This is a genomic window from Nonomuraea sp. NBC_00507, from assembly GCF_036013525.1.
In the GTDB taxonomy this organism is placed as follows: domain Bacteria; phylum Actinomycetota; class Actinomycetes; order Streptosporangiales; family Streptosporangiaceae; genus Nonomuraea.
In genome coordinates this window covers 11813239-11832788 of sequence record NZ_CP107853.1, presented here as the reverse complement: position 1 = coordinate 11832788, position 19550 = coordinate 11813239, and the positions used below count along the sequence as shown (strand labels likewise).

19 protein-coding genes and 1 pseudogene are annotated in these 19550 nt (G+C 69.2%); 9 read left to right on the top strand and 11 right to left on the bottom strand.

Annotated elements, in window-relative coordinates; translation table 11 throughout:
- Position 1: 1 nt before the first annotated feature.
- Positions 2–502, top strand: coding sequence for a thiol peroxidase (gene tpx, locus OHA25_RS56275; protein WP_327584990.1), 501 nt, complete (start codon positions 2–4; stop codon positions 500–502).
- 14 nt (positions 503–516) lie between these two features.
- Here the strand turns inward: tpx and OHA25_RS56270 are convergent, their stop codons facing one another.
- Both OHA25_RS56270 and OHA25_RS56265 read right to left on the bottom strand, forming a co-directional pair.
- Positions 517–1404: a TIGR03619 family F420-dependent LLM class oxidoreductase gene (locus OHA25_RS56270; RefSeq protein ID WP_327584989.1), complete on the bottom strand. Its 888-nt coding sequence runs from the start codon at positions 1402–1404 to the stop codon at positions 517–519.
- Between the two features lie 3 nt (positions 1405–1407).
- Positions 1408–2202, bottom strand: a complete 795-nt coding sequence (locus OHA25_RS56265) for an SAM-dependent methyltransferase (RefSeq protein WP_327584988.1) — start codon at positions 2200–2202, stop codon at positions 1408–1410.
- Positions 2203–2300: 98 nt separating this feature from the next.
- Here OHA25_RS56265 and OHA25_RS56260 point away from each other — a divergent pair, with 98 nt between their 5' ends.
- A complete protein-coding gene (locus tag OHA25_RS56260) occupies positions 2301–3053 on the top strand; it encodes a helical backbone metal receptor (RefSeq protein WP_327584987.1) in 753 nt (250 codons plus the stop codon).
- Between the two features lie 4 nt (positions 3054–3057).
- Here the strand turns inward: OHA25_RS56260 and OHA25_RS56255 are convergent, their stop codons facing one another.
- The 4 genes from OHA25_RS56255 to OHA25_RS56240 are packed head-to-tail and all read right to left on the bottom strand — an operon-like array spanning position 3058 to position 7368.
- Entirely contained in the window at positions 3058–4206 is a 1149-nt protein-coding gene (locus tag OHA25_RS56255; RefSeq protein WP_327584986.1) for an ROK family transcriptional regulator, read from the bottom strand.
- A gap of 3 nt (positions 4207–4209) precedes the next feature.
- Positions 4210–5055 (bottom strand): carbohydrate ABC transporter permease, encoded by an 846-nt coding sequence (locus OHA25_RS56250; protein ID WP_327584985.1) that lies wholly within the window; start codon positions 5053–5055, stop codon positions 4210–4212.
- The gene (locus tag OHA25_RS56245) at positions 5042–5998 is read right to left on the bottom strand and encodes a carbohydrate ABC transporter permease (protein ID WP_327584984.1); all 957 of its coding nucleotides are present in this window, start codon (positions 5996–5998) and stop codon (positions 5042–5044) included. Before OHA25_RS56245 ends, OHA25_RS56250 begins: the two co-directional genes overlap by 14 nt.
- Entirely contained in the window at positions 5995–7368 is a 1374-nt protein-coding gene (locus OHA25_RS56240) for an ABC transporter substrate-binding protein (protein ID WP_327584983.1), read from the bottom strand. The genes OHA25_RS56245 and OHA25_RS56240 overlap by 4 nt, the downstream gene beginning before the upstream one ends.
- A 588-nt stretch (positions 7369–7956) precedes the next feature.
- Between OHA25_RS56240 and OHA25_RS56235 the strand changes: the two genes are divergently transcribed.
- From OHA25_RS56235 to OHA25_RS61730, 3 genes and pseudogenes are all read left to right on the top strand, one after another.
- Positions 7957–8985, top strand: coding sequence for a zinc-binding dehydrogenase (locus OHA25_RS56235; protein ID WP_327584982.1), 1029 nt, complete (start codon positions 7957–7959; stop codon positions 8983–8985).
- Positions 8986–8988: 3 nt separating this feature from the next.
- The gene (locus OHA25_RS56230) at positions 8989–9774 is read left to right on the top strand and encodes a sugar phosphate isomerase/epimerase family protein (RefSeq protein ID WP_305918438.1); all 786 of its coding nucleotides are present in this window, start codon (positions 8989–8991) and stop codon (positions 9772–9774) included.
- Positions 9705–10949, top strand: a pseudogene (locus OHA25_RS61730) (MGH1-like glycoside hydrolase domain-containing protein); the annotation flags it as partial. The gene OHA25_RS56230 and the pseudogene OHA25_RS61730, both read left to right, overlap by 70 nt.
- Before the next feature lie 9 nt (positions 10950–10958).
- On the opposite strand, the gene OHA25_RS56225 reads toward OHA25_RS61730, so the two are convergent.
- Both OHA25_RS56225 and OHA25_RS56220 read right to left on the bottom strand, forming a co-directional pair.
- Entirely contained in the window at positions 10959–12062 is a 1104-nt protein-coding gene (locus OHA25_RS56225; protein ID WP_305918437.1) for a zinc-binding dehydrogenase, read from the bottom strand.
- On the bottom strand, positions 12055–12996 hold the full coding sequence (locus OHA25_RS56220) for a Gfo/Idh/MocA family protein (protein ID WP_327584981.1): 942 nt from the start codon (positions 12994–12996) through the stop codon (positions 12055–12057). Before OHA25_RS56220 ends, OHA25_RS56225 begins: the two co-directional genes overlap by 8 nt.
- A gap of 129 nt (positions 12997–13125) precedes the next feature.
- On the opposite strand from OHA25_RS56220, the gene OHA25_RS56215 reads away from it, so the two are divergent.
- Positions 13126–14079, top strand: a complete 954-nt coding sequence (locus tag OHA25_RS56215) for a glucosyl-3-phosphoglycerate synthase (protein WP_327584980.1) — start codon at positions 13126–13128, stop codon at positions 14077–14079.
- A complete protein-coding gene (locus OHA25_RS56210; RefSeq protein WP_327584979.1) occupies positions 14076–15191 on the top strand; it encodes a glycosyltransferase in 1116 nt (371 codons plus the stop codon). The genes OHA25_RS56215 and OHA25_RS56210 overlap by 4 nt, the downstream gene beginning before the upstream one ends.
- A gap of 82 nt (positions 15192–15273) precedes the next feature.
- Here the strand turns inward: OHA25_RS56210 and OHA25_RS56205 are convergent, their stop codons facing one another.
- Entirely contained in the window at positions 15274–16068 is a 795-nt protein-coding gene (locus tag OHA25_RS56205) for a universal stress protein (RefSeq protein ID WP_327584978.1), read from the bottom strand.
- A gap of 78 nt (positions 16069–16146) precedes the next feature.
- Between OHA25_RS56205 and OHA25_RS56200 the strand changes: the two genes are divergently transcribed.
- Entirely contained in the window at positions 16147–16449 is a 303-nt protein-coding gene (locus tag OHA25_RS56200; RefSeq protein WP_327584977.1) for a hypothetical protein, read from the top strand.
- 6 nt (positions 16450–16455) lie between these two features.
- Here the strand turns inward: OHA25_RS56200 and pip are convergent, their stop codons facing one another.
- A complete protein-coding gene (gene pip, locus OHA25_RS56195) occupies positions 16456–17457 on the bottom strand; it encodes a prolyl aminopeptidase (protein WP_327584976.1) in 1002 nt (333 codons plus the stop codon).
- A gap of 67 nt (positions 17458–17524) precedes the next feature.
- On the bottom strand, positions 17525–18508 hold the full coding sequence (locus OHA25_RS56190; protein WP_327584975.1) for a hypothetical protein: 984 nt from the start codon (positions 18506–18508) through the stop codon (positions 17525–17527).
- Positions 18509–18902: 394 nt separating this feature from the next.
- Between OHA25_RS56190 and OHA25_RS56185 the strand changes: the two genes are divergently transcribed.
- Complete coding sequence (locus OHA25_RS56185) at positions 18903–19535, top strand: phosphotransferase family protein (RefSeq protein ID WP_327584974.1); 633 nt, start codon at positions 18903–18905, stop codon at positions 19533–19535.
- Positions 19536–19550: the final 15 nt, after the last annotated feature.

Below are 19550 nucleotides of genomic sequence, written 5' to 3'. Positions count from 1 at the left end.
CATGTCCGACGTCACCCTCAGGGGCAACCCCATCACCGTGGGCGGCACCTTCCCGCAGGCCGGCGGCAGCGCGCCCGCGTTCCGCCTGGTGGGCAACGATCTGGCGGAGCGCTCCCTGGAGGACTTCGGCCAGGCGACCAAGGTGCTCAACATCTTCCCGAGCGTCGACACCGGCGTCTGCGCGGCCTCGGTGCGGCGCTTCAACCAGGTGGCCGCCGAGCACCCCGGCGTCGAGGTGCTCTGCGTGTCCGCCGACCTGCCGTTCGCGCAGAAGCGGTTCTGCGGCGCGGAGGGGCTCGACAACGTGACCATGTTGTCGCTCATGCGCGGCCGCGAGTTCCTGACCGACTACGGCGTGGCGCTGGAGTCCGGGCCGATGGCGGGGCTGGCCGCGCGGGCGGTCGTGGTGCTCGACGGCGACAACAAGGTGATCTACTCCGAGCTGGTGCCGGAGATCGCGCAGGAGCCGGACTACGACAGCGCGCTCAAGGCACTCAGGTAGGCCTCAAGGCAGGATTACAGGCGTGATCTGATGTCCGCGGCCAGCTCCAGCAGGTGCTGGTCGCTCGTGGCGGTGAGCTGAAGGTCCAGGATCAGCTCGTGGACCCCGGCCTCCGCCGCGGTGGCCAGATAGGCCGCGAGCTCGGCCACGGTGCCGCTCCTCGGCGGGCGGCCCTGGTCGGTCACGACGGGGTTACAGCGCATGACCATGCGCAGCGTCCCGGTGTCGCGGCCGGCCTGCTCGGCGCTCTCGCACACCGTCCGCCACATCGCCGTGAGCATGGGGATGGGCAGCGGGCCGGTCAGCCAGCCGTCGGCCCGGCGGCCGATGCGGCGTAGCGCGGGCTCGGAGAAACCGGCCAGGTAGAGCGGCAGGCGGTGGGCCGGCTTGGGCTCGATGTGGCTGGGCACGACCGTCCACAACTCGTGCTCGAACGAGACCGGGTCCGTGCCCCAGATCGCCTCCAGTGCGTCCAGGGTGGCCTCGTATCGCTTGGCCCGGTCCTTCCACGGCACGCCGTTGGCGGCGTACTCGTCGGAGGACCAGCCGAGCCCGAGGCCGGCGGCGAGCCGGCCGCCGCTGAGGTGGTCGATCGTGGCGAGGGAGCGGGCCAGGACGGGCGGCGGATACCAGCAGGCGTTCAGCGCACTGGTGCCCAGCCGCACGGTGGAGGTCGCCGAGGCGGCCACCGACAACACCGCGAACGGGTCCAGGAACACCCGATGCGCCTCCGGGATGCCGCCTCCGCCCGGATAGCGGTCCTTCGGCCGCAGCGGCGTCATCAGCCGGTCGCCTGCCCACAGCCCGGCGAACCCCATCTCCTCGGCCGCCCGCGCCACGTCGAGCACGCTGCGCAGCGCGGCGAACCTGCCGTACTGCGGCACCGCCAGCCCGACCTCCACGCCTCAGCCCTTCCGGCCCACGCCGCACAGGATCAGTGACGACTGCGGCCCGTCGGTGAAGTCGACGGTGTCGCCTGGCTCGGGATGCCACTCGGGCAACCAGACCAGGCCCGGGTCCACCAGCTCGAACCCGTCGAAGAGCTCCATGATCCGCTTCCTGCCGCGCAGCGTGAGCGGCGCGCTGGCCCTCCGGTAGACCGCGGTCGCCGTGCGCACGGCGGCGGCGCGGGCGTCGCTGGTGCCGTGGGACAGGACGAGGTAGCTGCCGGGCGCCACGGCCTGGCGCAGGGTCGCGACGATCTCCTGCGGCCGCTCGGAGTCGGTGACGAAATGCATGACCGCGGCCAGCAGCACGCCCACGGGACGGCCGAAGTCGATCGCCCGCGCTACCTCGGGATCGTCCAGGATGTCGCCGGGCTTGCGGAGGTCGCCCTGGACCACCGTCGTGCCGCCCTGGCCGGCCAGCAACGCCCGCGCGTGCACCATGACCACGGGGTCCACGTCGGCGTAGACGACCTGGGAGCCGTCGCCGGCGATTTGGTGCACGTTCTCCCGCCGCGGCAGCCCCGTGCCGATGTCGAGAAACTGCCGCACCCCGGCCGCGGCGAGGTGACGCACGGCGCGGGTGAGGAACGCCCGGTTCGCGCGGGCGGCGGCCCGCACTTCCGGCGCCACTCTCAAGATCTGCTCCGCCGCCTCCCTGTCCACAGGGAAGTGGTCCTTGCCCCCGAGAAAGTAGTCGTAGAGCCGGGCAACGTTGGGCGTGTCCGGATCGAAGCCGCGTGACTCTCGCTCCATCGCATCCCCCCCCGATCACGTGGTAACGATCTTTCGGGTGATTCTACGGATCTATACCGACATCAGGCCGCTCTTATCCATAGATCTAGGGTGTGGATATGGATGACCTCGGTAGGGCGGTGGCCGTTCCGGAGACGGTGCGGCGGATCGTGTCCCTGGTGCCGTCGCTGACCGAGTCCGTGGCGGCGACCGTGCCGGAGGCGTTGGTGGGAGCGACCGACTGGTGCTCGCACCCGGCCGACCTCGACGTGGCCAGGGTCAAGGGCACCAAGAATCCCGACCTGGAAGCGATCAGGAAGCTCCGGCCCGACGTGGTCCTGGCCAACGCCGAGGAGAACCGCCTGGCCGACCTCGAGGCCCTGCGCGCGGCCGGCATCGCCGTCTGGGTCACCAAGATCGAAACGCTGGACGAGGCGTTCGTCTCGCTGGACCGGATGTTCACGTACGCGTGCCGCACCGGCCGCCCGGCCTGGCTGGACGCGGCCGAGGCGGCGTGGCGGACGGCCACGGCGGACGGCCGGAGAAGGACGGCGATCATCCCCATCTGGCGGCGTCCGTGGATGGTGGTCGGCCGCGACACCTTCACCGGGGACGTGCTGAAACGCCTCGGCGTCGACAACCTGTACGCAGGCCACGCCGACCGTTACCCCAAGATCCCCTTGCCGGAGCTGGTGGAGCACCGGCCCGAGCTCGTGGTCCTGCCGGACGAGCCCTACGCGTTCTCCGCGACCGACGGCCCGGAGTGTTTCCCCGGCAGCACGTGCGCCCTGGTCAGCGGGCGGCTGCTCACCTGGTACGGTCCCTCGCTCGTCGAGGCGCCCGAGCGGTTGCGCCGCGACCTCGGCGGCTGAGGGGTCAGCTGACCGGCTCGGCCAGGGCGGCGTCCACGGACGCGGGGGAGAGCACGTGCTCCATGACGATGACCGCCATGCCCACGATGCCCGCCCGGTCGCCGAGCGATGAGGTGACGATCTCCAGGTTCCTGGTCGTGTACGGCAGGCTGCGCCGGTAGACGATCTCCCTGATCCCGGTCAGGTAGTGCTCCCTGGTCTCCGCCATGTCCCCGGCCAGCACCAGCACGCCGGGGTTGAGCAGGCTGACAGCGGTGGCCAGCACGATGCCCAAGGTCCGCCCCGCCTCCTGGGTGCGGGCGATGGCTGTGGGATCGCCGGCCTGTACGAGCCGGACCACGTCGCGGCTGAACTCCTGGCCCAGGTCGATGGCGAGGGCGTGGCCGCTGGCCAGCGAGGCGACGCAGCCGCGCGAGCCGCAGGTGCAGACCCGGTCGTCGCTCTCGCGGATGCGTACATGACCGATGTTTCCGGCGGCTTCCTCGACGCCGCGATAAATCTGGCCACCGAGGATGATGCCGGTGCCTATCCCGGTCGAGACCTTGATGAGGATCAGCGAGTCGGTCTCCCGCCAGGACGACCACCACTCGCCCAGGGCCATCGCGTTGGCGTCGTTCTCCACGAGGATCGGCACGTCGTACTCCGCCCCGATGGCCGCGCCCACCGGGTGGTCGTCCCACCCCGGCATGAGGAACGACCTGATCACCCGCCCGTTGGTGTGATCCACCGAGCCCGGCAGGTCCAGCCCGATGCCGCACACCTCGGCGGCGGGCCGGCCGTGCCGGTCCAGCAGGCGCTGGAAGGCCTGCCGTACCCACGACAGCACGGCCTCGGGCCCGCGGTCGATGCGCATCTCGGTGCTCTCCTCGGTCAGCGGCCGGGCGGCCAGGTCGGTCAGCGCCGCCCGGACGTGCGTGGCGCCCAGGTCGGCGACCAGCATCAGCCGCTTGGTCGCGTCCACCTCGAGCACCGAGGGCGGTCGCCCGCCCCCGGAGGCCCCGACGCCGGACTCGTGGATGTATCCGGCGTCGATGAGCCGGTCCACCCGGTCAGTGATCGTCGACCGGGACAGGCCGGTGTACTCGATGAGTTCCTTGCGTGTACGGCAGGTGCCATTGCGGATGAGCTGGAGGATCTGCCCTGCCGTCAGCATGGTTCATCCCTTCTCGGCTCCTGCCGTCAGCCCTTCCGTCAGCAGGCGCTCGCTGGCGAAGAACACGATCACGATCGGCAGCGTGAGCACCACCGACCCGGCCATCAGGACCGTCGTCGGGATCTCGATGCTTCCCGCGAGCTGCGAAAGCCCCAGGGAAACGGTCCAGCTGTCCCGCCGCTCCACCAGGAAGAGCAGGGCGAACAGGAACTCGTTCCATGCGATCATGAAGGCGTAGAGGCCGGTGGCCATCAGCGCGGGCTTGGAGAGCGGCAGCACCACCCGCCAGATGGTCGACAGTCTCGTGCACCCGTCGATCGCGGCCGCTTCCTCCACACTCTGCGGCACGGTCTCGAAGTAGTTGCGGAGCATGTATACCGTGACGGGCACCGTTTGCGCGATATACACGAGGATCAGGCCGATCAGGGATCCTCGGAGCCCGAGCATCGTGAAGAGCACGAACAGCGGGATGGCCAGCACGATCGCCGGGAACAGGTACACCGCCAGGAACAGGAAGTGCACCTGCCGCCGCCCGAAGAAGCGCAGCCGCGCCACTGCGTACGCGCCCGGGATCGAGATCAGCAGCGTGAACGCCACGGACGCGACCGCGATGATCGCGCTGTTCCGCATGAACGTCAGGAAGCCCTGCCTGGTCAGGACGTTCACGTAGGTGTCGAGGGTGAAGCTGGCCGGCCAGAGCGAGCCGGGATCCAGGATGAGCTCCTGGATGTCGCGGACCGACAACATCACCATGTAGAAGAACGGAAACGCGGTGACCAGGAAGAGCACCAGGATCACCAGCGGCTTCAGATACCTGAGGAGGACCCGTTCGACGTTATCTCTGCTCATCGCGCTCACCCCCGCCGAAGAATCGCAGGTAGACGACGAGGAACACGACGAGCACGACCGCCAGCACGATCGCCTGCGCGGCCGAGGCGCCGATGTCGTCGCGGGCGGTCAGGAAGTTGTAGACCCGCACGCTGACCACCTCGGTGCCGGCCCCGCCGCCGGTCAGCAGGTAGACGTCGTCGAACTTGGTGAACGTGAACACGAACCGCAGCACCGACAGCAACGCGATGATGCGCCACAGCTGCGGCAGGATCACGTACCGGAAGCGCTGGGTGGGCGTGGCCCCGTCCACCACCGCGGCCTCGTCCAGCTCGGCGGGCAGCGCCTGCAGCCTGGCCAGGATGAACAGGAACGCGAACGGGAAATACCGCCAGGCCTCGAACGCGATCACCGTCAGCAGCGCCACGGGCACCTGGATGCCCAGGAACTCGCCGTTGGCCTGGGTGAGGAAGGCGATGGGCTCGCGCAGCCAGGTGTTGACGATGCCGTACTGCGGGTTGAGCATCGTCTCCCACAGGAACGCCACCGCCACGACCGGCGCCACGTACGGGATCAGGATCGAGGCCCTGACCAGGGTCCGGCCGGCGAACCTGTCCCGCAGCGCCAGCGCCGCCACCAGCCCGATCACGATCGACAACGCCGTTCCCGCGACCGTGTAGACAAGGGTGTTGACCAGGGACGTCCAGAAGCCCGGCTCGGAGATCACGTACGTGAAGTTCTCCAGCGTGTAGTTGCCGAAGATCCCCACCCGCCGGATATTGATCAGCCGCGCGTCCTGGAACGCCAGCATGATCGCCCACAGCAGCGGCACCACCACCACGACCAGCGTGATGATCAGCGTCGGCGAGATCAGCACGAGCCCGGCGCGGCCCTCCTGCTGCCGAAGCGTGCGGCCTTTGGGTCTACCGGGCGCCGCCGCGGGTCTCTCACGCGTCGTCGTCACTGCCGGATCCCGCGCTTGATCGTCTCCACGTCCGCCTTGGCCTGGGCGGCCGCGGCCTGGGGGGTGAGAGATCCGTCGACGACCCCGCTCAGCGCCTTGGGCACCGGCAGCTCGCCCATGGTGGCGCCGACCAGCTTGCCCTGCCCCTGCGAGATGCCCCAGCGGGCGAACGTGTCCGGGCTCTTGCGCAGGGACTCCAGCACGTCGGCCGGGTAGATGTCGGCCAGCGGCTTCTTGGAGTCGACCCCGGCGGGCAGCTTGTTCCACTGCTCGGCGAAGGTGGTCCGGGTGGGGAACTTGCCCTCGGGCGCCATGCCGATCCAGCGCTCGTAACCCTCGTTCATCATGTACGCGACGAACTTGGACGCCGGGTCCTTGGCCGCGTCACGGGTGATCGCCCACGAGACGATCTCGCCGTACTGGGCGGGTGCGCTCCCGTCCGGTCCCTTCAGCGCCGTCACCACGCCAGTGTTCTTGGCCAGCCACTCGGGGTCCTCGCGGCACTCCTGGCAGCTCGGCAGCGCGTCCTTCCGCAGCCCCGCCATCTCGTCCAGGATGAACGACGACCAGATCATCATGGCCGCCTTGCCCGAGAAGTACGTGGCCCGGGTGGTGTCGACGTCCTGCTTGCCCTTGACCGAGTAGTTCTTGGCCAGGTTCGAGTAGAACTCGAAGGCCCGGACGCACGCCGGCGAGTCCAGGGCGACATTTCCGGAATTGTCGACCAGCTGGCACCCGTTCGCCTGCGCCACGTGCTCGAAGCTCTGCGCGGTGAACGAGTCCTTCGGCGCGATCGCCAGCGTGATGCCCGCGACCCCGCCCGTGTTGAGCTTCTGAGCCGCCGCCTGCAGCGCCTCGTACGTGTCCGGCGGCTGCAGCCCGGCCTTGTCGAACAAGTCCTTGCGGTAGAGGATCAGCTGCGCCCACCCGTCGCTGGGCACTGCGAGCAACTGGCCTCCTGAGGTGTTGAGCTCCAGGGCCCGCGGGGAGAAGGAGTCCCTGCCGAGCTGGTCCACGACCCTGCCCGGCGTCTCGGTGTCGAGCAGCTCGTTGGTCTCGAGCTCGCGGACTGCGGACAGGGGCAGCGCGCCGATCACGTCGGGCAGGTCATCCGCGGCGGCGGCGGCCGTGATCGCCTGGCTGAACTGGTCCTCGGCCATGGCGACCAGCTCCACCTGGACGCCGGTCTTCTGGGTGAACTCGGTGACGATCTGCTTCTGCACGGCCATCCGGTCCTCGAGGTTCTCCTCGGTCCAGACCGTGATCTTGTTGGCTGCGGTCGGCTGCTCGCCGCCGCCGTCACCGCAGGCCGTCAGAGTGGCGGCCGTCAGCAGTGCGACGGAGAGGACGGCGGTTACCTTCTTCGGCATGGCGCGCTCCTCTGGTTGGGGATATGCCCGCCCTTACCCCGGGATCAGATGGCGCAACGTGCGGGAGGCGATACCGAGACCGGTCTGTACCCTCTCCGTGCCTCCGCTCCACACGGTGTGGTGTCCGTGGTCAGAGGTGGGTTATGTCCGGAAATGTACGGTCGCGGCCATCGGGGTGCCAGCTCTTCATCGGGCGGTTCTCAATGACGATCTCCACGCCCGGACCTTCCTGGTCATGTCGGTACTTCTCGTAGGATGCGATCGAGAAAAGCGCTGGTCTGGTTTCGGCGAAGATGCCCTGGATTAGAGCACATTCAGCCTCGGTCAAAACGATCTACCTGAATGTGACGTCCGTCATCCGAAGTGAGGCGACCAGCCACTTCCGCTGCCTCGAAGCCCTGCTGAACGGCCCACTCCAGCGACGCCGGTAAGGTCACTTTCCACAAGACACGCGGTCAGAAACCCCAATTGCAACAGCAGCCTCCGGGGGAAGACGTAGACTTAAGTGTGTTACGGGCGCAAGTATCGTGTGCAAACAAGCAATAAAGCTTTGTCTTTTGATTGATCATTAAGCGTAAGTGTTGGGGAATGCGCGTCATCACCTTTGAAGAGCCAGGCCAAGTCCGCGTCGGCCTGGAGTCGCCCGCCGATCTCGTTCCGGGCTCCGTACGCGTGAGAACGCTCTACTCCGGAGTCTCGGCAGGCACGGAACTCACCGCCTATCGCGGGACGAACCCTTATCTCAGCCGCAAGTGGGACACCGAGCGCCGGCTGTTCGTCGAGGGTCAGACCCATGCCTACCCGCTGAGCGGCTGGGGATACCAGGAGGTCGGCGAGGTGGTGGAGGCGGCGCCCGATGTCGCCGATCCCCCTGTCGGCGCTCTCGTGTGGGGCATCTGGGGCCACCGTGCCGAGGCCGTCGTGCCGGCGGAGAAGCTGGTCGGCCACGTGCTGCCGCCCGGCGCCGACCCGCTGACCGGCGTCTTCGCCCGCGTGGGCGCCATCGCACTCAACGCGGTGCACGCCGCCGACGTGCACCTGGGTGACCAGATCGCGATCTTCGGCCAGGGCGTCATCGGGCTGCTCGCCACTCGCCTGGCCGTGCTCAGCGGCGCCAGGGTGGTCGCCGCCGACGCCATCCCCGACCGGCTCGAGCTGGCCAGGAAGTTCGGCGCGGCCGAGACGTTCGACGTCGCCTCGGGCTCGGTCGCCGAGTTCATGCGCAAGCGCGTGGAGGGCGCCGACACCGTCATCGAGCTGAGCGGCAGCCACCTCGGCCTGCACGAGGCCATCAGGACCGTGCGCAAGGGCGGACGGGTCGTGGCCGCCGGGTTCTACCAGGGCGACGGCATCGGGTTGCGGCTCGGCGAGGAGTTCCACCACAACCAGGTCCAGCTCGTCGCCTCCCAGATCGGTGGGGTCGCCTCGTGGCTGGCGCACCGGTGGGACGTCGAGCGCCTGCAGCTCACGTTCATGGAGCTCGTGCACCGGGGCGAGGCCGACGTCACCGAGCTCATCAGCCACGTCGTGCCCGTCGATCGGGCCGCCGAGGCTTTCGACCTGATCGACAAGCATCAGTCCGAAGTGCTCCAGCTCGTCTTCCAATTCGAGGAGTGAACAGTGAAGCTCGCCGTACAGGAGCAGCTTCTGCCCGGCCGCACGCTGCAGGAGAAGTTCGCGTTCGCGGTTGACGCCGGGTTCGACGCCATCGAGCTGCGCGGTAAGGGGGATTTCCACTTCGCGGGCCGGCTCACCGAGCTCAAGCGGGCCCTGGCCGACGGCGTCGTCATGCCGACGGTCTGCGTGGACATGCCGCACTTCATCGGCGACTTCGACCCGGCCAAGCGCAAGGACGCCATCCAGCAGCTGCGCTCCCAGCTCACGGTGATTGCTGAGCTCGGCGGCATCGGCGTCATGACGCCGGCCTCGTGGGGGCAGTTCTCCCTGCGGCTGCCGCCGTTCGTGCCGCCGCGCAGTCCCGAGGAGGACCGCGAGGTGCTGGCCGAGGCGCTGGGCATCCTGGGCGAGCACGCACAGCGCAACGGCGTGCTGATCATGCTGGAGCCGCTCAACCGGTACGAGAACCACATGGTCAACACGCTGGCCGACGCGGTCTCCTACTGCGCCATGGACTCGATCAGGGTCGTCGGCGACACCTACCACATGAACATCGAGGAGGACGACCCCTGCCGCGCGCTGGCCGAGGCCGCCCCCTACCTCGCGCACATGCAGATCAGCGAGTCCAACAGGAACCAGCCGGGCACCGGTCACCTCGACTGGGGCGCGCAGCTCGCCACGCTCGACGCCTTCGGCTACGACGGCTACCTGGCGCTCGAATGCCGCCTGCGCGGCGAGCCGGAGATCGTCCTGCCGGAGACCGCGGCCTTCGTCAGGAAGTTCCTCTGATGCTGCGCGAGGCGATACGTGTCCTGGTGGCGAACTGGGATGGCAGCTACTCGGTTCCCTCCCGCCGGCTCTACCCCCATCAGTGGAGCTGGGACTCGGCCTTCATCGCGATCGGCCATGCCCACTGGGCCCCGAGGAGGGCCAGGTCGGAGCTGCTGAGCCTGTTCGGCGCCCAGTGGCGTGACGGGCGGGTGCCGCACATCGTCTTCAACCCGAAGGTGCCCGACGGGGCCTACTTCCCGGGCCCCGACTTCTGGCAGACCCGCGCGCCGTCAGGGACCGCGACCTCCGGCATCATTCAGCCGCCGGTCCACGCGCTGGCCGCGTGGAAAACGCACCTGGCCGAGCCGGACCCGGCCTTCCTGCGCCGGATCTACCCGCGGCTGGTGGCCCAGCAGGACTTCCTGCGGACGGCCAGGCGCTCGCCCGAGGGCCTGATCTCGATCGTGCATCCCTGGGAGTCGGGCATGGACAACAGCCCGGCCTGGGACGTGCCGCTCCAGGGTGTGCAGGACCGCCCCACCGGGTTCGTCCGCAGGGACATCGACACCGTCAGCGCCGAGGAGCGGCCGACCGACCGCGACTACGAGCGCTATGTCGCCCTCGCCAAGGCCTACCGCGACTCCGGCTACCGCCGGCCTGGCGCGTTCCACATCGAGGACCCGCTGTTCAACACCGCGTACGGCGTGGCCGAGCAGACGCTCGCCAAGATCGCCGAGGTGTGCGGCCTGGACCCCGAGCCGCACGAGCGCGAGGCGGAGGCCATCACCGCGGCCATGATCGAGCACCTCTACGGCGGCGAGCTCTTCCAGCCCCGCGACGTGAACACCGGACACCTCATCCACTCGGCCAGCGCCGCCGGGCTGACGCCGCTCATGCTGTCCGGACTGCCGGGCGAGATCGCCGACACGCTGATCGCGACCGCGCTGGACCGCTTCGCCTTGAAGGACGGAGTGCTGCCCAGCTTCTCGCCGTCGGCGCCGGAGTTCGACCCGGTCCGCTACTGGCGGGGCCCGAGCTGGATCAACCTCTGCTGGCTGGTCTGGCAGGGGCTCAAGGACCGCCGCCCCGACCTGGCCGGCCCGCTCGCCGACGGAATGATCACCATGGTGGCGCGCTCCGGCTTCCGCGAGTACTTCGACCCGTTCACCCTGCGCGGCCACGGCTGCCACGACTTCAGCTGGTCAGCCGCCCTCCTCCTCGACGTCGTCGCAGAGCACGGCCTGGACGGTGTGGCGGCGGCCGGCGGCGAGATCGGTGAGGAACTGGGGAGCCTCGGGAAAGCCGACCACGTCAGTGATCAGGTGCCGGCGTAGCACTCCGCCGTGCCGCCTGAGCAGGTTGATCGTCTCGTGTGAGAGCCGCTCCCTGTCCCAGGCGTGCGCCAGCCCGCGCGGCACCCTGCCGATCTGGGCGCAGCGCACCGTCAGCCCGTTGTGGTGGAACTCCTCGCCGAGCCGCACCTCCTGCGCGCCCTGCGTGTAGAAGGCCAGGTCGATCAGCGTGCCCTGCGGCCGCAGCAGCCGCAGGGCGAGCGCCAGGGCCCGGGGCTGGCCGCGGCACTGGAACACCACGTCGGCGCCCCGGTCGCCCGGACCGTGCCGCCAGCGGCGCTTCAGCGCCACAGCGGGGTCGTCGTCGGCGGCCATCACGTGCGAGCCGAGCGCCTCGGCGACCGCCAGCCTGGCCGGGGTCTCGTCCACGACCACGACCTCGGCCGCGTCGCAGGCCCTGGCGAAGCAGGCGGTCAGCAGGCCGACCACGCCCGCGCCCACGACCACCACCCGGCGGCCCCGTACGCCGTCGCCCAGGTGCCGCACCGCGGGGCCGTGCAGGTCGTGTGCCGCGTGCAGCAGGCCGTTGGCGCAGATCGGGCCCATGTGGGCGACGTAGATGCCGAGGAGCGGGTCGAGGTCGTCGGGCAGCTCGACGAACCTGTCCTCCATCGGATCCGCCACATAGTCCGTGCGGTGCCCGTAGCACATCGCCACCAGCGCGCCCTCGCTCACGGCCCGTGTACGGGTCTCCACCACCAGGCCGACCTGCATGTAGCCGATGCCGCGCACCGGATACGCGACCGAGGGCGTGCCCTCGGTGAACAACCCGAGCGCGTGGTCCCACGTGGAGGTCAGGGAGGGGTTCGTGCCCTTGACGAAGGTCAGCTCGGTCCCGGCCGACACGCCGCTGTGCGTGGTCGCCACCCTGAACCCGCCCTCGTGGATGCCGGACAGCTTCTCCTCGACCAGCGCCACCTCCCCGGGCGCCTCAATGCTGAGCACTTTACTCATCGAGCATCACCGGCCTCCGTTCCGCGGCGGACCGGGCGAGCGCCAGCGCCAGGCGATGGGTCCGCAGAGCCTCACGGTACGGCACGCGCACGTCCGCGTCCTTGCCTTGGACGGCGTCGATGAACTCCCGGTCCACCCGGGTCTTGGCCTGCCCGTCGTCCTCGATGACGCGCTGCCCGTCGACCAGCAGCCGCGTCTCGCTCAGCTCCAGCGCGATGCCGTCGGCGCAGATCTCCAGCCCCACGCGGTGCTTCTGGGTGAGCAGGCAGGAGGTGGCCAGCAGGCCGGCCGCGCCGCCGGCGAAGCGCATCACCGCGGCCGTGGCCCGGTCCACCTCGCCGTCATGGGTGTTGTCCTCGGGGACGGCATGCACCATCGCGACCTCGCCCACCAGAACCCGGGCCAGGTCCAGCACGTGGACGGCCTGCTCGATGATCTGGCCGCCGGACATGCTGCGGTTGAGCCACCAGGCGACCGGGGGGATCTTGTCGAGCCAGTGGCCGAGCGCGAGGCGTACGGGGCGGCCGTCGAGCAGGTCGTGGGCCTGCTCGACGATGCCGAGGTAGCGCCAGTGGTGGCCGACCGCGGACGGCAGGGATTTCCGCGCTATTTCGGACGCGATAAATTCTGCGGTTTCTAGATCTAGTGATAGCGGTTTTTCTACAAAGAGAGGGAGATCACACGACAAGACATCGCGTTCCGGGTTACCGTGCGCGAAAGGAGGAACACAGACATAGACCGCATCCAGACCGCCGGCACTGAGTAGGTCTGCATGGCCGCCATAGGCGGGGGAACCATGCTTCGAGGCCAGAGCCTCGGCCCTGTGGGGATCCGTGTCGGCGACTCCAGCGATCGTGACATCGGGGAATCCGGACAGGACGTCTGCATGGCGAGCGGCGACATTTCCGGCACCTATGATGCCGACGCGGGTCATTGGGGACACAATCTCGCATATGCCACATCCGGTCGCGACCAAACAAACATGTTCAAGGACGTATAGATCGGGCAGAGGTCGTGACCGCATGAGAACGGGGCTGACTGCATGGAAACAGATGTGCGAGCCTTGTCCAGGGTCCAGGAGTGGTACGGCCCCCACTCGAGCACCGCAGCCGAGTGGCCCGTAGACGCCTTAATACTGGCCAAGGGAACCACCACGGTGAGCGTCGTCCTGCCTGCTCGCGACGAGGAGAGCACGGTCGGCGACATCGTCACTGTCATCCGCCGCGACCTCGTCGAGCGCACGCCGCTCGTGGACGAGATCCTCGTGGTCGACTCGAACTCCACGGACGCGACCGCCGAACGGGCCCGCGAGGCGGGCGCACGCGTGGTCGCGCAGAACGAGGTGCTCCCGCAGCTGCCCCAGCTGACGGGCAAGGGCGAAGCACTGTGGAAAGGACTGGCCGAATCGAGCGGCGACCTCGTCGTGTTCGTGGACGCCGACCTGCGCAGCTTCGGCGCGCACTACATATCCGGCCTGGTGGGACCGCTGTTGGTGGACGCCGACACCCACTTCGTCAAGGCCACCTACGAGCGGCCGTACACCGGCGCGGACGGCATCGTCCAGCGGGGCGGCGGCGGCCGCGTCACCGAGCTGGTGGCTCGGCCGCTGATCAACATGTTCTGGCCCGAGCTCGCGGGATTCGGCCAGCCGCTCGGCGGAGAGTACGCCGCTCGGCGCGCGGTGCTCGAACAGGTGCCGTTCGTCACCGAGTACGGCGTGGAGCTGGGGCTCCTCGTCGACCTGCACGAGCTCATCGGGCTGGACGCGATGGCGCAGGTGGACCTGGGCCACCGTACGCACACCCACCAGTCGATGGCCGCGCTCGGCCGGATGGCCGGGCAGATCCTGCTCACCGCCTGGTCCCGGCTGGAACGTCAGGGCCGCGTGATGGCGTCGGAGCCCCCGGCGCACACGTTGCTGCAGTTCGGGCTCGACGGTGACGCCGACCTGGTGGACATGGCCGTGGCGGAGCGACCTCCGCTCGCCTCCCTCGTCCTGGAGGAGGATGTGGCATGAAAGTCCTGATCAACGCGGGGCCATGGCTCACGGTCCCGCCCCCTGGCTACGGCGGGATCGAGAACGTGGTGGCGACGCTGGTGCCCGCGCTGCGCGAGCGGGGCGTCCAGGTGGTGCTGGCCTCCGTGGGGACGAGCACGCTGGACGTGGACGAGCTGATCAGCGTCTACGACGAGGGGCAGTTCACGGAGTTGCAGAAGCCGTACAACCAGGTCATGGGCATCGCGCACGCGCACCAGGCGCGGCTGGTCGCCGAGCTGCGCGCCCGCGACGACATCGACCTCGTCCACGACCACCTGGAGGTGGTCGGGCCGGCGATCCTGGCCGCCCTCGGCGGGCCTCCCGTCCTCCACACCCTCCACTGGGACCTGCGTAAACATCCGGACTTCTACGGCGCGTTCCCGTCGTCGATCGCCGTCAACGGCGTCTCGGAGTCACAACTCGCCCGCGCCCCCGACGCCCTGCGCGCCGCCTCGCTCGGCGCGATCCACCTGGCCACGCCGCTCACCGACCGTGACGTACCGGCGGCGCGCGGGGAGCATTTCGTGGTGATGGGCCGGATCTGCCAGCTCAAGGGCCAGCATGTGGCGGCCAGGCTCTGCCAGAAGCTGGGTCTGCCGCTGGTGCTGGCCGGACCCGTCAGCGGCCGCAACACCCCGGCCGAGCTGGACGTCGTGGCGCAGAACCCGTACCACCCGCTGTACGGCCACCCGGACGTGCGCTACCACCTCGACCAGGTGTCCCGCTACCTCGACGAGGAGCTGGTCAGGTGGGTCGGCGCGGTGGGCGGTCCGGCCAGGGACTACCTGTACGCCTCGGCCCGCGCCGCGCTCTTCCCCATCCAGTGGGACGAGCCCGGCGGCACGGCCGTCGTCGAGGCGCTGGCCCTCGGGGTGCCGCCCATCGGGCTGCGCCGCGGCTGCCTTCCCGAGATCATCGACCACGGCCGCACCGGCTTCCTGGCCGACAGCGAGGAGGAGCTGGCCGAGTGGGTGCTGCGGGTGGACGAGCTGGATCCCGAGGAGTGCCGCGCCGAGGCCCGCCGCCGCTTCTCCCCGTCGGTCATGGCCGAGCGTTACCTGGAGCTGTACGAGAGGGTCGTACGACCGTAATCTTCGCCATCGGTCCCCGCCGGATGCGATCGCGGGGACCGGGGCGAGACCAGCTCACGGAGGCCGGGCAGGCAGCCGCGGCTTACGAGAAGCTCCGGGGCAGCACGGTGACCGGGCAAGACGACGCCCGCAACATCTTCATGGCCAGCTCGCCGAGAAACACCCGGTGCGGCTGCGCGTCCTCGCTCGCCGCACAGACCAGCAACTCGCCGGGCACCCACTCGACGTCGGCCATCGCGGCGGCCACGTCGTGCCCCTCGGCCACCTCCGACTCCGCCTCGATCCCCGTGCTCTCCCAGGCCAGCCGAACGGCCAACGCGAGATCATCCCTGAGCTTGCCCTGATCCTCGGTACGCAGGTCGAAGGTGATCAGCCGGAGCGGCACGCCCAGCCGCAGCGCCGCCTGCGCCATCCGCTCGACCGCCGCGTCACACTGCGGCCGGTGCACGTAGGCCAGCGTGAGGCGGCTGGGCACGTCGGACGGCACGTACTGGTCGGGCGCCAGCATGACCGCCTCCGACGACCGGTGGAGCAGGTGGTCGGAGGTGGCGCCGATGGCGATGCGGCCGTGCTGCCCGCCGTCCGTCGAGCCGACAACGATGAGGTCGGCCCTGATCCGGCTGGCCAGCACCGACAGCCCGCGTCCGGTGCCTCTGCTCTCGTACGTGATGTACTCGGCCGGCGTCGGACCCAGCTCCTCGGCCGCGTGCGCCAGGTTGGCCTGCGCCTCGACCGCCAGCCCCGGGCTGCCCGGCGGATAGATCGTCGCGACCGTGAGCTCGCCACCCGTGACCCGCGCGATCGCGGCGCCAAGGGCCAGAGCCTCCCGTCCTCCCGCGTCGCTGGTATAGCCGACGATCACGTGCTCACCGATCACGACTGCCCTCTTACCCGCTCTGACCTGGGAATACGCCGCCTCGATCCGAACGTTGTAAACCATCGGAGGCGCAAAACAGTGAAGATTACTCTTGACATCCACTTCAACGGGGCCCTGGGCCCGATCACCCTTCGTGAAGCGGTTCAGCAGCTGCGTGAGCACGATCTGGCCTGCACGGTGGCTGCGGACATCGTCGACAAGAAGGTCACCATTTTCGCCGACTGCGTGGCGCGCGGCTTCACCCCGCTCCGCAGCGAGATCATGGCGGCGTACTACGTGGCCGAGCGCGATGCCACCACAGAGGCGTTCGATCGCGGGCTCATCACCCAGACCGAGCTGGAGACTCAGCACGCCGCCCTGGCGTACCAGCTGCTTACCTGACCTTCGTCACGCCAGGGGATCGGCCGCCTGCCGCCGTACGCCATGCGCGTGGACCCCAGCGAAGCGGTCCGTCGTCGCGATCAGCCGGTCCAGGATGCCTGGCTCGATGTAGGCGTGCCCGGCGTCGTGCACCACGTGGAACTCCGCTTCCGGCCACGCCTTGTGCAGATCCCACGCGGTCGCCATCGGCGTGCACGCGTCGTAACGGCCCTGCACGATCACGGCGGGAATGTGCCGGATCTTGTCGACCTCCCTGATGAGCTGATCGGGCGTGAACCAGCCGCCGTGGTGGAAGTAATGGTTTTCGATCCGGGCGAAGCAGACGGCCATCTTGTCCTCCCCGAACTCGGCGACCAGCTCGGGATCCGGCAGCAACGTGATCGTGCCCGCCTCCCACTGCGCCCACGCCTTGGCCGCGGCCAGCCTCGCGTCCGCGTCCTCTCCTTCCAGCCGCTTGCGGAACGCCGCCATCAGATCGCCCCGCTCGGCCTCCGGGATCGGCGCGACATAGCGCTCCCACAGGTCTGGAAACAGATGGCAGGCCCCCTCCTGGTAGAACCAGTGGAGCTCCTGCGGCCGCAACGTGAAGATTCCCCGCAACACGAGCTCGGTCGTCCGGTCGGGATGTGCCTGCGCGTACGCCAGCGCCAGCGCGCTGCCCCACGACCCCCCGAACACCTGCCATCGGTCTATGCCCAAGTGCTCGCGCAGCCGCTCCATGTCCGCCACCAGGTGCCACGTGGTGTTGGCCGTGAGGTCGGTGGCCGGGTCACTGGCGTGTGGCAGACTCCGCCCACAGTTGCGCTGGTCGAACAGCACGATGCGGTAGAGCTCCGGATTCCACTGGCGACGGTGATTGGCGGTGCACCCGCCGCCCGGCCCGCCGTGGAGCATGACGGCGGGCTTGCCGTCGGGGTTGCCGCAGACCTCCCAGTAGATCTGGTTGCCATCGCCTACATCGAGCAGGCCGGAGTCGTACGGGTCGATGGGCGGATACAAGGTTTTCATGCCTCCCGATCCTGCCTCATGTGCGTGGGTGGCTCGCGATGCCTGAGGCCGTGGCAGCTGAGCTCTTCTATGCCGCCAGGACCTGTGCCGGGTCCGGGGAGTGGCAGTCGACGGAGGTCAGGGTGGCGTGGTGGGTGGCCTGGGTGGCGCAGAGCCAGTCGTTGAGCGAGCCGGTGAACCCGGACGGTGGGCCGACCTTGAGGCAGGTGATCTGGCCCGTGCCGGGGGCGGGGCCGACCTTCAGGCGGCGGATGCTGCCGGTGCGGCCCAGCTCGCCCGTGTCGGCGTCGTAGGGAGTCAGGTGCACGCCGAAGGGCAGGCCGGTCCCGTCTGGCTGGTCCGATGGCTGGATGCGAAGGAAATCGTCGAGGTGACGCTCGGTGGCGTGCGGGTGGCTGGTGACGTAGGCCAGGTGGTCCGTGACCAGGCGGTGGGCGACCGTGCGGAGGAGGTTGGTCGCGCACAGGTTGTGGGCGCAGGCCGCGCCGTCGAGGGTGATCTCGGGCAGGGCGAAGCGGCGCAGGCCGCGCGAGGTGACGCGCAGGCAGCCGCACACGGCCGTGTCGGCCGGGTCCCAGGGCGGGCACGTGGCGTCGTCGTGGACCTGGACGTCCCAGGCGAGCCAGTCGTCGCCGAGGTCGAACTCGGCCGGCTCGGTGGCGCATCTGCCGCAGGTGAGCAGGGTGGAGCCGAGCAAAGGGTCGATCAGGATGCCGTCGCATTCGCGGGCCAGGGACCGGGCGACTGCTCGTGCCGCCTGCACCTGGACGGGAAGCTTGTGCGGCGGCGCTGTAGCCGACACGACGATGTGCTGCTTCGTGCGGCGGAGGCGGCGTCGGTCGTCGTCGGTGAGTGCGGCTCCGGATGGTTTCCACGGGGTCGCATGGTGGGTCACGGTCAGGGATCGGCTGCCCATCGCGCTGACCACGGCCTTCTTATGCGGTCCTCCGACGCGCCAGGGCACGAACGAGCCGAGATCGAACGGCAGATGCTCCATGGCGATGACGAACAGGGATGTCAACGTGCGAGGCAACGGGAGAATGATCTTCATGAGTGGCCTCCGTGATCGTGATGGGATCCCGTCGGGTTGGTGAGGCACTCAGGATCGGAGATGGCGGCCGGGCCGGTGAAGACGAACCGGATTCTGTGGATAAGGGCGACTGAAGGCGCCGCCCTTGTGGATGACGTGCGCGCCGCGCTGACCTGAACCAGCTCTTGGGCCGACGCGCGCCACTCCGGTAGCGTATGGACGCTCCAGGCGCCCACAGCTGACGCATGAGGACCTTGTGACGCTCCCTCCAGTGCCCCGCCTCGACATTCACCAGCACCTGCGTAACCTCCCCATACCTCTTGTCTATGAGGGGCCTTGCCCCGGCGGCCAGGTCGGTGCGGCCTATGTGCGCTGGCCTGACGGCCACCGATCGGTGCTGACCCGCGGTCCCGATGTGAGCCACCTGTTGGCAGTGGCGCGGGCCGCGGGCATCCCCGCGCCGAGGTACGAACTGGTCCAGCCTCCGGTGGTCGTCCAGGAGCTGCTCCCCGGCTCCGCCGCGTCAACCCCAACAGCGGCGATCGTGCAGTCCATGATCGAGATCAATCGGCGGTGCCGCGGCATCCTGGCCGGGCGTTCCGACATCCCAGGACTCCGGCTCCATCTACGCGAGGACGGGCCGGGCTTCTGCTTGCACGAATCGCTCCGCACCTACGACAGCCGGACACGACACTTGCTCGATCAAGTGGAGGAGATCGGCCGGGCCTTTCCTGACACCCTTGAGGGTGACGACCTCGTCCACACCGACTTCCATCCGGAGAACGTGCTGGTGGACGCGACGGGTGCGGTCACCGGTGTGATCGACTGGGACGGCGCCACCCGCGGCAACGCGGACTTCGACCTGTTCACGCTCAGGTTCGACCTCGCCCACCGCGCCCCTGACCTGCACGTGGACGTGCCCGACACGGTGGCCCTCCTCTGCTGGGCACACATGAGCCTGCGCATGGTGGATTGGGCCATCCGGCACTTCACCGCCGCTGAGGTGACCGCATGGCTGGACGTGGCACGCAGCCTCCGGCCGCGGTGACGGCCGCGGAGACGG